The sequence below is a fragment of the Pseudooceanicola sp. DL12 genome, from assembly GCF_056270665.1.
Genome location: NZ_CM149884.1, coordinates 1,022,072 through 1,036,925, shown reverse-complemented (window position 1 = coordinate 1,036,925; position 14,854 = coordinate 1,022,072). Strand labels below are relative to the sequence as shown.

The 14,854-nt window shown below is 67.0% G+C and carries 13 protein-coding genes; 8 read left to right on the top strand and 5 right to left on the bottom strand.

Annotated elements, in window-relative coordinates:
- Positions 1-366: 366 nt before the first annotated feature.
- Positions 367-1,824: a methyl-accepting chemotaxis protein gene (locus tag AC0WR5_RS04830; protein ID WP_475867388.1), complete on the bottom strand. Its 1,458-nt coding sequence runs from the start codon at positions 1,822-1,824 to the stop codon at positions 367-369.
- A 148-nt stretch (positions 1,825-1,972) separates the two neighbouring features.
- Between AC0WR5_RS04830 and parE the strand changes: the two genes are divergently transcribed.
- The 3 genes from parE (at position 1,973) to AC0WR5_RS04815 (ending at position 5,511) form a co-directional block, all read left to right on the top strand.
- Positions 1,973-3,931, top strand: coding sequence for a DNA topoisomerase IV subunit B (gene parE, locus AC0WR5_RS04825; protein WP_475867386.1), 1,959 nt, complete (start codon positions 1,973-1,975; stop codon positions 3,929-3,931).
- A 127-nt stretch (positions 3,932-4,058) separates the two neighbouring features.
- Complete coding sequence (locus tag AC0WR5_RS04820) at positions 4,059-4,997, top strand: glycosyltransferase family 25 protein (RefSeq protein WP_475867384.1); 939 nt, start codon at positions 4,059-4,061, stop codon at positions 4,995-4,997.
- Positions 4,998-5,169: 172 nt separating this feature from the next.
- Positions 5,170-5,511 carry an RcnB family protein gene (locus tag AC0WR5_RS04815; protein WP_475867382.1) on the top strand — a complete coding sequence of 114 codons (342 nt, stop codon included), beginning with the start codon at positions 5,170-5,172 and terminating at the stop codon, positions 5,509-5,511.
- 122 nt (positions 5,512-5,633) lie between these two features.
- On the opposite strand, the gene AC0WR5_RS04810 is transcribed toward AC0WR5_RS04815, so the two are convergent.
- The 4 genes from AC0WR5_RS04810 to AC0WR5_RS04795 form a co-directional block, all read right to left on the bottom strand.
- Positions 5,634-6,311 carry an ABC transporter ATP-binding protein gene (locus AC0WR5_RS04810; RefSeq protein WP_475867380.1) on the bottom strand — a complete coding sequence of 226 codons (678 nt, stop codon included), beginning with the start codon at positions 6,309-6,311 and terminating at the stop codon, positions 5,634-5,636.
- Complete coding sequence (locus AC0WR5_RS04805; RefSeq protein ID WP_475868888.1) at positions 6,304-7,551, bottom strand: lipoprotein-releasing ABC transporter permease subunit; 1,248 nt, start codon at positions 7,549-7,551, stop codon at positions 6,304-6,306. Before AC0WR5_RS04805 ends, AC0WR5_RS04810 begins: the two co-directional genes overlap by 8 nt.
- Positions 7,552-7,750: 199 nt before the next feature.
- A complete protein-coding gene (locus AC0WR5_RS04800) occupies positions 7,751-8,539 on the bottom strand; it encodes an SseB family protein (RefSeq protein WP_475867378.1) in 789 nt (262 codons plus the stop codon).
- Positions 8,536-9,120: a uracil-DNA glycosylase family protein gene (locus AC0WR5_RS04795; protein ID WP_475867376.1), complete on the bottom strand. Its 585-nt coding sequence runs from the start codon at positions 9,118-9,120 to the stop codon at positions 8,536-8,538. The genes AC0WR5_RS04800 and AC0WR5_RS04795 overlap by 4 nt, the downstream gene beginning before the upstream one ends.
- A 115-nt stretch (positions 9,121-9,235) precedes the next feature.
- On the opposite strand from AC0WR5_RS04795, the gene AC0WR5_RS04790 reads away from it, so the two are divergent.
- From AC0WR5_RS04790 to AC0WR5_RS04770, 5 genes are all read left to right on the top strand, one after another.
- Positions 9,236-9,580 (top strand): ArsR/SmtB family transcription factor, encoded by a 345-nt coding sequence (locus AC0WR5_RS04790; RefSeq protein ID WP_475867374.1) that lies wholly within the window; start codon positions 9,236-9,238, stop codon positions 9,578-9,580.
- A 1-nt stretch (position 9,581) separates the two neighbouring features.
- The gene (locus AC0WR5_RS04785) at positions 9,582-10,628 is read left to right on the top strand and encodes a permease (protein ID WP_475867373.1); all 1,047 of its coding nucleotides are present in this window, start codon (positions 9,582-9,584) and stop codon (positions 10,626-10,628) included.
- 194 nt (positions 10,629-10,822) lie between these two features.
- On the top strand, positions 10,823-12,073 hold the full coding sequence (locus tag AC0WR5_RS04780; protein WP_475868886.1) for a Na+/H+ antiporter NhaA: 1,251 nt from the start codon (positions 10,823-10,825) through the stop codon (positions 12,071-12,073).
- 198 nt (positions 12,074-12,271) lie between these two features.
- Positions 12,272-12,931 carry an ABC transporter ATP-binding protein gene (locus tag AC0WR5_RS04775; RefSeq protein ID WP_475867371.1) on the top strand — a complete coding sequence of 220 codons (660 nt, stop codon included), beginning with the start codon at positions 12,272-12,274 and terminating at the stop codon, positions 12,929-12,931.
- Positions 12,909-14,816, top strand: coding sequence for a KpsE/RkpR family capsule polysaccharide export protein (locus AC0WR5_RS04770; RefSeq protein ID WP_475867370.1), 1,908 nt, complete (start codon positions 12,909-12,911; stop codon positions 14,814-14,816). Before AC0WR5_RS04775 ends, AC0WR5_RS04770 begins: the two co-directional genes overlap by 23 nt.
- Positions 14,817-14,854 lie beyond the last annotated feature (38 nt).

Here is a 14,854-nt window from a genome sequence, read left to right as displayed (position 1 = left end):
GGCCATACGATGGGTTGCCCGGCTGAGCAAGCCTGACGCGAGCCACGGCGAAGCGCACATCGCCTGCGGGTTTTTGTGCAATCGTGTTCGGAGGTGTTCGGAAATGGCCCGGCCCTGGCGGCACGATGGCAGATCCCCCCTGCCCCGCCGGGCTGCCGGAGCAGGGATCGCGCGAGCGGCGACGGCAAGGCAACACCGAAGCGGGGCGAGGAGAGGCATGCGACCGGAGGCAGGCGTTCGGCCGCAGCCAGTCGCGGGAGCGCACCCGCGCGGAGCACCGGGCCTGCGAGGTTGACGGTGCGGCGCGGCTGAAGGGGTCGGCACGACAGGTGATCCGCGCGGCGATGGAGGCCGCCCGAGGCCCCGTCAGCCGGTGCGGCGCGCGGCCTGGCCCGCGGCGCTGTCGTGATCCGGGGGGCCGAAGCGCAGGTCCTCGAGCTGGGAGACGATGCCGCCGGCAGTATCGAGGATCTGCCGCATTGCCGCGGAGGTCTGCTGGACCATGGCGGCATTGCTCTGGGTGATGGCCTCCAGGCTGCCGACGGTCTGGTTCGCCTCGAGCAGCACGCGCGACTGCTCGGACGAGGCGGTGGCCACCTGGGCGGAATACTCCGACACCTCGGTGAAGAGGCGGAAAACGTCGTCGAGCGCGCTCTGGGCGGTGCCCACCAGCTTGACCCCCTCCGCGACCTGCAGGCCGCTGGCCGAGATCAGCGCGTTGATGTCCCTGGCCGCCTGGGAGGAATTGCCGGCGAGCATGCGGACCTCGCCGGCGACGATGGCAAAGCCGCGCCCGGCATCGCCGGCCCGCGCGGCCTCGACCCCGGCGTTCAGCGCCAGCAGGTTGGTCTGAACCGCGATATCGTCGATCAGCACGGTGATCTTGGCGATCTTGTCGGAGGATGCCTTGATCTGGCGGATGGCGTCGGTGGTGCGGGCGACCAGCGCGGCGCTGTCGCGCATTTCGCCGGCGGCCTGCTGGGCGAGGCGATCGGCCTCTCCGGTCTTGCGGGCGGAGCTGTCGACGCTCCGGGTGATCTCTTCCATCGCGGCGGTGGTCTGATGCAGCGAATTGGCCTGGTCACTGGTGCGGCTGGAGAGGTCGAAGACCGAATGCGAGACCCCCTGGACGATCTGCTGAAGCCCGCCCATGGACTCGTAGACATTGCGGAACAGCCCGCCCAGCTTGCCCGCGGCGGCGTTCATCTTGCGGCGCACGTCCTCGTAGCGGCGGGGATAGTCGCTCTCTGCCGGATCGGGGATGCGGTGGCCGAGATTGCCCTCTGACAGTTCCTCGATGGCGCGGTTGATGTGCTGGAAGGCGCGGGTCTGTTCCTCGCCCCAGACACGGAAGGTGACAGCGGTCACCTGGGCGATGTCGTAGGAAAAGGCCCGCGAGATGACGGAGACCATCGCCCGGTAGCGCGCGGCGCGGGGCCCCGCCAGCCGGCGGCCGAGGCGACGCAGCAGGATGTCGGTGAGATGCGAGGCGGCCAGCGCATAGGAGGACATGTAGAGATCGAGCGGAAGGTCGATGCGGGCATGCACCCGGCCGATCCGGTCGGTGGAGGCGACATACTCGGGCCCGAGATCGCCGGAGAGCAATTGTTGCCAGTGGCGTTTCTGCGCATTGCGCGCCGCATTGATGCTTTCGGAGGATTTGAAGTAACTGGCCGCCTCCGGATCCGTGGCGGCGCGTGCATAGAAGCCCGCGAGCACGGTATCCAGATCCGGGATCAGCAGTTTGCCCGCCTCCCTCAGCAGGTCGAGATTCTGCCCGTTCAACTGGAAACTGGCCTGCTGCCTGATGCGTTCGTCGGTCATGTGCGGTCCTGAAAGGAGATACTCCCTGCCCCCCGGGCTACCGCATCCCCCTTAGCAAATGTTTACCCCTGCCCGACACGCCTCGGCTCTTTCCCCGGACAGCCGCTGCTGTCATAATGGCCGGAACCAAGAACACCGAGAGCAGCGAATGGCAGACGATCTTCTGAACGGCACCGCCCCTGAAACCTATGACGCATCCTCCATCGAGGTGCTGGAGGGGCTGGAACCGGTTCGCAAGCGCCCGGGCATGTACATCGGCGGCACGGACGAACGCGCCCTGCACCACATGGTGGCCGAGATCCTCGACAACTCGATGGACGAAGCGGTGGCGGGCCATGCCAACCGCATCGAGGTCGAGCTGCATTCGGATTATTCGATCACGATCCGCGACAACGGCCGGGGCATGCCGTTTGACCCGCACCCGAAGTTTCCCGGCAAGAGCGCGCTGGAGGTGATCCTGTGCACCCTGCACGCGGGCGGCAAGTTCAGCGGCAAGGCCTATGAGACCTCGGGCGGCCTGCATGGCGTGGGCGCCTCGGTGGTCAACGCGCTGTCGGATTCCATGGTGGTCCAGGTGGCGCGCGACCGCAAGCTGGTCGAGCAGCGCTTCAGCCGCGGCATCCCGCAGGGCCCGGTGGCGGAGATCGGCGCGGCGCCCAATCGGCGCGGCACCACCACCACCTTCCATCCCGACGCCGAGATCTTTGGCAGCCACCGGTTCAAGCCGGCGCGGCTGTTCAAGTCGATCCGGTCCAAGGCCTATCTGTTCTCGGGCGTGGAAATCCGCTGGAAGAGCGCGATCGAGGATGGCGAGACGCCCACCGAGGCGGTCTTCCACTTTCCCGGCGGCCTGTCGGATTACCTGAAGGAAACGCTCGACAAGGCCAGCACCTATGCCGATCAGCCCTTTGGCGGGCGGGTCGATTTCCAGGAGCGCTTCGGCGTGCCGGGGCGCGTGGAATGGGCGATCAACTGGACGCCCTCGCGCGATGGCTTCATCCAGAGCTACTGCAACACCGTGCCCACCCCCGAGGGCGGCACCCACGAGCAGGGCTTCTGGGCAGCGATCCTGAAGGGCATCCGCGCCTACGGCGAGCTGGTCAACAACAAGAAGGCCAGCCAGATCAACCGCGACGACCTGGTGACCGGTGGCTGCGCGCTGGTCAGCTGTTTCATTCGCGAGCCGGAATTCGTGGGCCAGACCAAGGACCGCCTGGCCACCACCGAAGCCGCCAAGCTGGTGGAAGGCGCGGTGCGCGACCACTTCGACAACTGGCTGGCCGCGGATACCAAGAGCGCGGGCGCGATCCTCGACTTCCTCATCCTGCGGGCCGAGGAACGGCTGCGGCGCCGGCAGGAGAAGGAAACCCAGCGCAAGAGCGCCACGAAGCGCCTGCGCCTGCCCGGCAAGCTGACCGATTGCTCGCATGCCACCCGCGAGGGCACCGAACTGTTCCTGGTCGAGGGTGACTCGGCCGGCGGCAGCGCCAAGATGGCCCGCAACCGCAAGACCCAGGCCCTGCTGCCCCTGCGCGGCAAGATCCTGAACGTGCTGGGCGCGGCCGGCAACAAGATCGGCGCCAACCAGGAAATCGCCGACATGTGCCAGGCCCTCGGCGTGGGCCTGGGCACGAAGTTCAACATCGACGACCTGCGCTATGACAAGGTCATCATCATGACCGATGCAGACGTCGACGGCGCCCATATCGCCAGCCTGCTGATGACCTTCTTCTTTACCCAGATGCGGCCGCTGATCGACCACGGGCACCTGTACCTTGCCTGCCCGCCGCTGTTCCGGCTGCAGCAGGGGACGTTGCAGAAATACGTGCAGGACGAGACCGAACGCGACTACTGGCTGGAAAAGGGCCTTGGCGGGCGCGGCAAGATCGACGTCAGCCGCTTCAAGGGCCTGGGCGAGATGGACGCGCGCGACCTGAAGGCCACCACGATGGATCCCAACAGCCGCAAGCTGATCCGGGTGACCATCGACGAGGACGAACCCGGCGAGACCGGCGACCTGGTGCAGCGCCTGATGGGCAAGAAGCCGGAGTTGCGCTTCGAGTATATCCAGGAGAACGCCAAGTTCGTCGAGGACCTGGACGTTTGAGGAGCGAGGCACCCGGGCCCCGGCCCGGGTTGCGGCAGTGACGCAAGGCGCGGCGCGCCCGCCCGAAACGGCAATGGGCCGGACGGGTATCGGGCGGGGGCGGATGCCCGCCGCAGGAGGAAAGATCGTGGCCCCCACCTACGAGATCTACGTGATCAACATGCCCGCGGAGACCGCGCGGCTGGCCCATATGGCCACCTGCCTAGCGGCGCTCGACCTGCCGATGACCCGGATCGAGGCGACCACGCCGGCGACCTGCGAGCCCATCGCCGCCGAGATCGGTTTCGACCTGGGCGACCGCGAGATCTGGAGCGGCACCGAGCGCGCCGTGTTCACCAGCCACGTGGTGGCCTGGAAGGCGCTGCTCGACAGCGGGCGCGACTGGGCCGTGGTGATGGAGGACGATGTCTTCCTGTCGAAGGACGCCAAGGCGGCCATCGAGACGATCGCGCAACATTCCGATGCCGGGCTGGTGCGGCTGGAGACCTTTGGCCGGACGCGCTGCATCGTCGACCGCAGGCCCAGCCACGGCGTCGGGTTTTCCGCGGCGGGCGCGCCCTACAAGGGCTTTGCCCTCTTCGGCTTCCACGGTGGCGCGGTCGGCGCGGCCGGCTACATGATCCATCGCCGCGCGGTGCAGGACATGCTGAATGCCGGCCTGCGGCTCGACGAGCCCATCGACCTGCAGTTCTTTGCCCATCCGATACCGAAGGGGCTGAAACAGGCCGTGGTCTGGCCTGCGGTGGTGGTGCAGTCGGACCGGCTGCACGAGAGCGTCTGGCCGGCCGGCTGTGGCTGGGAAGAGGCGATGGAGACACCGACCTTCGTCTCATCCATCGCGCACAGCCCGGTGGAGCCCGACCGCTCGGACGAGACCATTGCCGGACGGCTGGGCAAGCTGCGGGCCTCGATCGCGCGCAAGTTCACGGGGCGGGTGCGGCGGGTGGTGCCGCTGTCGAAGGCCGGCCCCTTCCTGCCGGCGCCTTCGGGCGGTGCCACGCGCCCTGCGGCAGCGGATGGCGGAAAGCCGCTCAGCACGCCGAACCTGCCGGAACAGGGTCCCTGAGCGGAAAACATCACATTTTCCGAATTCTTGCAGGTACTTGCGAAGGTCTGCCAGCGAGGACCACGCCCCCCGTACCGTGGCGCGGCCGGCTGTGCCGGATCCGCCCCGCCACAGAAATGAACCCCTCCGTCGTTCAGGACGTTATCCTGATGAAGCAACGAAGGAGACAGCCATGAAGCGCATCATTATCGCCGCTCTCGCAGCCACCACGATGATGTCGGGTGCCGCCTATGCCAACAACGGGCATGGCAACGGCAACGGAAACGGCCACAACAACGGCAACGGCTGGGGTGTTGGCAACGTGCCCCCGGGCCATCAGAAGAAGATCTATCGCCAGGGCGACCACCTGCCCGACGGCTATCGCGTGATCAGCGATTACCATAAGTACGGCCTGCCGGCGCCTGGCAACGGCTATCGCTATGCGCAGTACAACGGCGAGATCTTCAAGATCGCGGTGCAGACCGCCGCCGTGGCCGCCACGGTGGGCCTGGTTGCCAACCTGCTGAGCAACTGACGGGCCCTTTCCCGGTGCGACAGCCCGCGTCGGACAGGACAGACGGCAAACGGCCCGCCTTTCGGCGGGCCGTTCTGCATTTCGCGGGATTGATACGCGGAACGGCCGGATCGCTCCGGGGATCAGGTCAGGCGCCCCTCGTCGAGGTGCAGCACCCGGTCCATGCGGGAAGCGAGCTCGAGGTTGTGCGTGGCGATGAGCGCCGAGAGGCCGGTTTCGCGCACCAGCGCCATGAGCGCGTTGAAGACCGTATCGGAGGTGGTGGGATCGAGGTTGCCTGTGGGTTCGTCCGCCAGCAGCAACCCCGGCGCATTGGCCAGCGCGCGGCAGAAGGCGACCCGCTGCTGTTCGCCGCCCGAGAGCGCCGCCGGGCGGTGATCGGCGCGCCCGGTCAGGCCGACGCGGGCCAGCAGGTCCTGCGCGCGGGCCGCGGCCTCCCTCTTGGAGGCGCCGGCGGCAAGCTGCGGCAGGATGATGTTCTCCTCGGCCGAGAACTCCGGCAGCAGGTGGTGGAACTGGTAGACGAAGCCCACCTCCTCGCGCCGGACGGCGGTGCGGCGGCGGTCGGAGAGATCCTGCATCGCCTCGCCACGGATCAGCACCTGGCCGCTGTCGGGCTGATCGAGCAGCCCCGCGATATGCAGCAGCGTCGACTTGCCCGAGCCCGACGGCGCCACGAGGGCCACGACCTCTCCGCGCGCGAGGGTAAGCGAGGCCTCGCGCAGGACGGTGATCTGGTTCGGCTTGCCGTGGTTGTAGCCCTTGGAAAGGCCGCGAAGCTCGAGAACGGGATCACTCATAGCGCAGGGCCTCCACCGGGTTCATCCGCGCCGCGCGGCGGGCGGGAAAGATCGTGACGACGAAGCTGAGGAAGAGCGACAGGAAGATCGCGGAGAGCACATCGTGCAGCTGAAGCTTGGCCGGGAGATTGTAGATGCCGCGGATCGAGGGATCCCAGACGCCGCCGCCGGAGAAGTAGTTCACCACCGAGAAGATCGGATCGATGTAGATCGCGAAGAGGCAGCCGAGGATCACGCCGGCGGCGGTGCCGATGATGCCCGTGAAGGCGCCGCAGATGAAAAAGACGCGCAGGATCGAGCCCTCTGTCAGGCCCATGGTGCGCAGGATGCCGATGTCGCGGCCCTTGTTCTTGACCAGCATGATCAGCCCCGAGACGATATTCATCGCGGCGATCAGCACCAGGATCGACATGATGACGAACATCACGTTGTCCTCGACCGTGAGCGCGCGCAGGAAGCTGCCGGAGGCATCGCGCCAGGTCCAGGTCATGGCGCGGTCGCCGGCGGCATCGAGCAGCTGGTTCTCCATCTCGTCGACCCGGTCGGGGTCGTCGACCATCACCTCGATCTCGTCGGCGTAACCCTCGCGGTTGAAGAAGGACTGGGCCTCCTCGAAGGGCAGGTAGACGCGGGTGCGGTCGATGTCGTAGCGCCCGGCGGTGAAGATGTAGGTGACGGGATAGGTGGTGACCCGCGGCGAGGTGCCGAAGGCGGTCTTGACCCCGTCGGGCGAGATCAGCTTGACCGTGTCGCCCACGGAGAGCCCGAGCTCGCGCGCGACGCCGGAACCGATGGCGATGCCGTTGTCGAAATCGGCGATGTCGCCCTCGCTCTGCTCGGGATGGGCAATACGGGGGATGCCGGCAAGATCCTCTGCACTGATGCCGAAGACCTCGACGCCGGCGTTGCGGCTGTTGGCCGAGGCCATGACCTGGCCCTTGATCAGGGGCGCGGTGCGGGCCACGCCGGGGACCTCGGCAATGCGCGCAGCCATCTCGGTGTAATCCGGGATGCCGCGGACCAGCCGGCCGCTGTCGTCACGCTCGGCGGCATTGTAGACGGTGACATGGGCATTGGCGCCCAGGATCGTGTCGACGAATTCGGCGCGGAAACCGGCACGGACCGAGAGCGTGGCGATCAGGGCAAAGACCGCCAGGGCGATGCCGATCAGCGAGATCCAGGTCATCACCGAGACGCCTCCCTCGGCGCGGCGGGCACGCAGGTAGCGCCAGGCGATCATCCATTCGAAGCGGGCAAAGGGGGGCGCGGATCTGCTCAAGGTCAATGGTCCTGTCTGAGGTCCTGTATGATACCGGGCGGAAGGTGGACCGGGGCATGGGGGCCGTCAAGGGCAGCCACGGGGCGCGTCGATGGCAATGTCGTGAAGGCGGCGGGGGATCGCCGCCTCCGGCGGGAGTATTTGCCGGAAAGATGAAGTCCTAGCGCAGGATCGGCGGGCTGTCGGGTTCCGAGCCGGGCGCGATGCGGGTGACCTCCTGCGGTTTTTCCGGCTCTGGCAGATCAAACCGCAGACCGACCTTGGCAAGGGCGCCGGCGCGGTGGTCGGCGGCGTTGAAGAAGCCCACGTCCATCTGCCCGGCCTCGATGCCGGAGAAGGTGAGCGCCTCGGAGGCAGCCTTGGCCAGGGAGGGTTCGGCGCCGGGGATGGCGTCGATGAAGGCCAGGATATGCGAGCGGCGGCCCTGGTCATCCTCGGTCCCGGCGAGAAAGGCGCAATCGGCGAGGCCCACGGCGGTGGCGAGCTTGGTGTCGATGGCGGTGATCAGCACCTCGGGCAGCCCGTGCGGCGGATGGAAGGCCTCGATCCGGGCCTCGACCTCGTCGGGGGAATGGGCGACGGTTTCGGAGAGCCAGTCGACGGCCTCGGGTGGGATCAGGATGGCGGAGGGGGTTTCGAGGTTGACCGCGAGGCCCACCCCCTGCCCGGCCAGCTGATCGGCGATCACCCGGCCAGAGAGCGCGGCATAGGGCGCCGGGCGGCCGACGAAATCGGCCAGGCGTTCCTCGCGATCGAAGAGCAGGACGAACTGCTGATCCTCCACGGGGAAGAGCTCCGGCGAGGCATTGCCGTCCTCGGCCTCGGAGGTGAGCAGCAGGTAGAGCTCGCTGTCGGCGAGACGCTCGTAGAAGCGCAGGCGGACGGCATCGTCACCGGGGGCCGCCTCCATCGCGGCATGGGCGGTATCGAGGGGGGTGAGATTAGTCATGTCATCGCCTTTCGCACTTCGGCGCGGAGCACCGGGAGAAGATCGGTTTCGAACCAGGGGTTGCGCCGCAGCCATGCCGTATTGCGCCAGGAGGGATGTGGCAAGGGGATCGTGCCCGGCAGGTGGTCGCGCCAGTGCTGCACGGTTTCCGTCAGAGAGGCGCGGGTGCCAAGGTGGAAGCGCTGGGAATAGCCGCCGATGACCAGGCGAAGGCGCAGGTTCGGTAGCGCCTGCAGGATCCGGGCATGCCATGTCTCGGCACAGAGCCGCGGCGGCGGCAGGTCGGAGCCCCTGGCATCATAGCCCGGGAAGCAGAAGGCTGCAGGCAGGAAGGCCATGGTGGAGAGGTCGTAGAATTCGGCGCGGCTGACGCCCATCCAGTCGCGCAGGCGGTCGCCGGAGCGGTCGTCAAAGGGACGCTGTTTCTCGTGTGCCTGCAGGCCTGGCGCCTGCCCCGCGATCAGGATCCGCGCGGCCGGATCGAGCCAGACCACCGGCGCGGGACGGTGCCGGGTGCGGGTGGCTGCAAAGCGGGAGGCGCAGAGGGTACAGGCGCGGATGTCATGAAAGAGGGCGTCCATGGTGCCAATGTGGGTGGCGCCAGCACCCTCGGCAAGGCGAAAAGCGGCGCCCAACATTTCGACGATTGTAGAAACGTCATGGACGAGCCGTCCTGAATTCGATATTTCTAGAATCATGAAAGCATTTAACCAACCCGACCTGCCCCTCGAGATCGCCGCTTCGCGCTTTGCCGCGCTCGGAAGCGAGCAGCGCCTGTCCGTCCTGCGCACCCTGGTGCGGGCGGGGCCGGAGGGGCTCCGGATCGGGGAGCTTGGAGAACGAGCCGGCGTGAGCGGGTCGACCCTGACCCACCACGTGAAGATCCTGGCCCAGGCGGGCCTGGTGACGCAGAAGAAGCAGGGCCGCAGCGTGATCTGCGCCGCGGTGGCCTATGGCGACCTGAAGTCGCTGGCGGATTTCCTGCTCGAAAACTGCTGTGCCGATGCGCCATGCGGCCTGAACCTGCCCGAGGCACCGTGACATGACCGAGATGATCCTGAGCCGCTATCGCAGCCTTGCCGCCCATCTGGACGGGGCCTGGGTGAGTTCCGGGCTGATCCTGCTGCTGATCGCGCTGTTCGACAGCGGCCAGGTGGTGCCGACGATCGTCTTTGCCGGGCGCGCCTATCTGGGCACCCTGCCCTTCATCCTGTTTGCAGTGCTGGCGATCGGCTATCTCAAGGCGACGGGGGCAGAAACCCTTCTGGCGAAGGCCTTCGAGGGGCGCGAGGGGCGGATGATCGTGATGGCGGCCCTGCTGGGCGGCCTCTCGCCCTTCTGCTCCTGCGAGGTGATCCCCTTCATTGCGGCGCTGCTGGCCGTGGGCGCGCCCCTGAGCGCGGTCATGGCCTTCTGGCTGGCCTCGCCGCTGATGGATCCGGCGATGTTCTCGATCACCGCGGGCACGCTCGGGCTCGACTTTGCCCTGGGCAAGACGCTGGCCGCCGTGGGGCTGGGCCTGATGGGCGGCGCCGTGGTGATGGCGATGAAGACCACACCGGTGTTTGCCGATCCGCTGCGGGAACGTCCGCAGGTGGGGGGCTGCTGTGGTGTCAGGACGCCCTTCCGGGGCAAGCCCGTCTGGGCATTCTGGCGCGAACCGGCACGGCGGGAGACCTTTCGCGAGGCCAGCCTGGAGAACCTGCTGTTCCTGACGAAATGGCTGGTGCTGGCCTATCTGCTGGAAGCGGTGATGCTGAGCTATGTGCCGGCGGAGTGGATTGCCGGGCTGCTGGGCGGCAGCGGGCTGAAGCCCGTCGTGCTGGCGGCGCTCGTCGGCGCGCCGGCCTATCTGAACGGCTACGCAGCGGTGCCGCTGGTGCAGGCGCTGCTGGACCAGGGCATGGCCCCGGGGGCGGCGATGTCCTTTGTCATCGCGGGCGGGGTCAGCTGTATCCCGGCAGCCATCGCCGTCTGGGCACTGGTGAAACCGCGGGTCTTTGCGGCCTACCTGGGCCTGGCGGTAACCGGTGCGATCCTGGCCGGGATAGCCTGGGGGATCTGGGTGGCCGAGACCCTGCCCTCCTGAGTCTCGGCGCCCGGCCGCACACAGCCCAGGCGAGAGCAGAAAGCGCTGCGCATTTCCGCAGGCTGTGCGGCAGGATGTCCGTCAGCGCAAACAGCGGGCGCAAAGGCGCCAGAGGCCCCGTGCCAGCGGTTGCCCAGCCCCGCCAAATCCCTTAACCCCGCAGGAACAAGAACGGGAAACGGGTGAGCGGCGACATGTATCGCGTCTGGAATTTCATTACCAACTATTCGCTTCTTCTGATCATGGGCGCCGTCCTGGCGCTGATCTGGGCGAACGTCAGTCCCGAAAGCTATCACCACTTGATCCACTTCGTGATCTGGCAGGATGCGCCGTTCGGGGTGCTGGAAGACAACGGTGAACGCGAACTGACGCTGCACTACCTGATCAACGACATGCTGATGGCCTTCTTCTTTGCCATCGCGGCCAAGGAAGTCTGGGAAGCGGTGATCCTGAAGGAAGGCTCGCTGCGCGGGAAGAAGGCGGCGACGCCGCTGGTGGCCACGCTCGGCGGCATGCTGGGCCCGGTGGCCGTCTACCTCGGCCTGGCCTATTTCCTGACGCCGACCAACTTTGGCGAGGTCAGCAACGGCTGGGCCATCCCCGCCGCCACCGACATCGCCTTTTCCTACCTGGTGGGGCGGCTCGTCTTCGGGGCCGGGCACCCGGCAGTGCGCTTCCTGCTGCTGCTGGCCATCGCCGATGACGCGGCCGGGCTGATCATCCTGGCGATCTTCTATCCCTCCGCACCGCTGGAGCCGCAGTGGCTGCTGCTGTCGCTGGGCGCCGCCGTGCTGGTCTTTGCGCTGTTCAACTACCTGCCGCGCCGGATGGACAAGCATAACCAGGACCGACCGAACTCGACCTGGGTGCGGCAGAAACTGAGCTTCTGGCCGTATCTGATCGCCGGCGGCTTCAGCTGGTACGGCTTCATGCGGGCGGGCATCCACCCGGCCCTGGGCCTGCTGCCCATCGTTCCGGCAATCCCCCACGCCGACCGCGCCTTCGGCATCTTCAGCCAGGCCGAGGAATACCTGACCGACCTGCTGAACATGTTGGAACACGCGCTGAAATACCCGGTGGAGATCATCCTGTTCTTCTTCGGGCTGGTGAACGCGGGCGTCGAGTTCAGCGCCATCAGCGAGCCGACCTGGCTGGTCCTGCTGGGCCTTCTGGTGGGCAAGCCGCTCGGGATCTTCGTCTTCGGGGCCACGGGCGCGCATATCCTGCGCCTGGGCCTGCCGCAGGGCATGCGTACCATCGACCTGTTTGTCGTGGGCTGTGTCGCGGCCATCGGCTTCACGGTCTCGCTCTTCATCGCCTCGGTCGCCTTCCCCGCCGGCGAGCTGCAGGATGCGGCCAAGATGGGCGCCCTCTTCAGCTTCTCCGCCGCCATCGTTGCCTGGATCGCGGGCAAGACCTGCCGGGTGCAGAAGGTCTACGGCTGAGCCGATCCGGCACCCCGAGGCGCCCGACGGGGCACTGAAATGGACAGGAAGACCCGGCGGCCCACCGCCGGGTCTTCTTTTTGCGACAGATCACGGAAAGATTTAACGATTTGTCGTCCAAAACTTGGCACTACAGAAAGACTTACGTCATAGTGTCGGCACGGCCCGACCGCCGTTTCAGAGCAGAACGGAGCGCAGATGCTCGAATTCGACAACGTCAGCAAGTCCTTCTGGACGGGCAGCCACAGGAAGGTGATCCTCGACCAGGTGTCCTTTCGCGTGGAACTGGGCCGGTCGCTGGGCATCCTGGCGCCCAACGGCACCGGCAAGACGACGCTGATCAACATGATGTCGGGGCTGGAAAAGCCCGACGAGGGCGAGATCCGGCGCCTGTGCAACATCTCCTTTCCGCTGGGCTTCATGGGTGGCGTGATCAAGCGCCATTCTGCCATGGAGAACTCGCGCTACATCGCCCGGCTCTACGGCCTCGACCCGGACTACGTGGAAGCCTTCTGCCGCTGGCTCTGTGGCCTGGGCGAATATTTCGACCAGCCCCTGGGCACCTATTCCACCGGCATGCGCGCGCGCTTCAGCTTTGCGTTGCTGCTGGCGCTGGATTTCGACATGTACCTGATCGACGAGGGCATGCCCAACTCCACCGACGTGGAATTCAACCGCAAGGCCGGCGACATCCTGCGGGAGCGGCTGGAGACCACGACGATCGTTATCGTGTCGCACCAGCCCAAGATTCTGTCCCGTTTCGTCCGTGAGGCGGCGGTACTGAAGGACGGCAAGCTGTACATGTTCGACACCTTGGAAGAAGCGAAGCAGATGTATGACTACGAAGCCCAGGGCTAGGAAATACCGGATCCACAGCAATTCGCAGGCCAATGACCTGACGCTGCCGGATACCGAGAAAGCAGCCGGGGCACCGGCCCCGGCCCCATCGGAGTCACTCGCCGCAGCCCCTGCAGGCGGCCGTGAGGCCGCTGAGGAAAACATGCCCGCAGACGCAAAGGCCGCTGCGAAGGCATCGGAACCGGCCGCCCGGGAGCCGGCGGCGGACGAGCCACATGCCGGGCCACATGCCGGGCCACGTGCCGAGCCAGGCGAAGCGGAGCAGATGGACATGCTGGCGCAGCATGCGACCGCCTCGCGCAGCATGCGGATGCGTCGCCGGGCCTCCGACCGCGAAAAGCCCGCAACCGATCCCACGGACCGGGCCGATACCGGCGCGCCGGAGGCGGCCTCTGCCGCGCGGGTCGCCGCAGCGGAGGGAGCGGCCGCCGAGGCCGAGCTCGACAGCATCCGCCGCGAGGGACTGACCGGCCGGCAATTGCGTATGGCACGCCGGATCGCCCTGAAGAACGGGCTGCAGCCCGCCTCTGACTTCGACGCGGTACGGCAGCTGCGCGCCCGCGGGATCGACCCGTTCCAGGCCGCGCCCAGCGTACCGCAGACAGCCGCCGCCGGGATCCCCGCCACCGCCCCCGGCACGGCCGAGACCCTGCCCCAGACCACGCCCTCCGGTGCCCAGCCGGGCACGGCCGCGGCTCCCGGTCGGACATCCCCGGCACCGGCGCTGAACTCCTCGGAGCGGCGCCAGCGTGAGATAATGGACATCCAGCGCGACATCGTGCGCCGCCGCCGGCGCCGGACGATGCAGCTGTTCTTCCGGCTATCCTTCTTCGTCCTGCTGCCGACGCTGCTGGCGGGCTGGTACTACTACCGTGTCGCGACGCCGATGTATTCGACCGACAGCGAATTCCTGATCCTGCAGGCCGACGCCACGGCTGCCACGCCGCTGGGCGGGCTGCTCTCCGGCACGCAATTCGCGACCAACCAGGATTCGATCGCGGTGCAATCCTACCTGCAGTCGAAGGATGCCATGCTGCGCCTGGATCAGGACGTGGGGTTCAAGTCGGAGTTCTCGCAGCCCTCGATCGACCCGATCCAGCGCCTGCCGGAAGACCCGACCAACGAACAGGCCTACAAGGCCTACCAGAAATACGTGCAGATCGGCTATGACCCGACCGAGGGTGTGATCCAGATGGAGGTCGTGGCCCCGGACCCTGCCATCGCGACCGAGTATTCGAACCACCTGATCAAATACGCGGAGGAACGCATCGACGACCTGTCGCGCCGCAAGCGCGAGGATGCCGTGAGCGCCGCCCGCGAAAGCCTGGAACTGGCCAAGCAGGAGCGACGCGAGGCCCAGGAACGCCTAGTTCGCCTGCAGGAAGGCACGATGGTTGACCCCGAGGGCGTGATCGGATCGATGCGCAGCCAGATCGCCACGGTGGAAACCCAGCTGAACCAGAAGGAGCTGGAACTTGCGGCGTTGCAGGACAATGCCCGGCCGAACGAGGCACGCGTTGCCGGCGTCCAGGCCGACATCGACCGCCTGAACACTCTGCTCTCCTCGCTGAACTCGCGGATGAACGACGCACAGTCCGACGATGTCTCGCTGGCGGAGAAGACCGCGCAGATCCAGATGGCCCAGGCCGATGTGGCCACGGCAGACCTGTTCCTGCAGTCGGCCCTGACCAACGAGAAGCAGACCGAGCTGGAGGCGAACCGGCAGGTCCGCTACCTGACCACCTCGGTGCGCCCGGTGCCCTCGGAGGATCCGAGCTATCCCAAGGCCTTCGAGAACACGATGATGGTCTTTCTGATCATGTCCGGCATCTACCTGATGATCTCGCTGACCGGCGCGATCCTGAGAGAACAGGTCTCGGGCTGATCCGGACTGCTGCGAACGGAAAGAGGGCCCGCATCTGC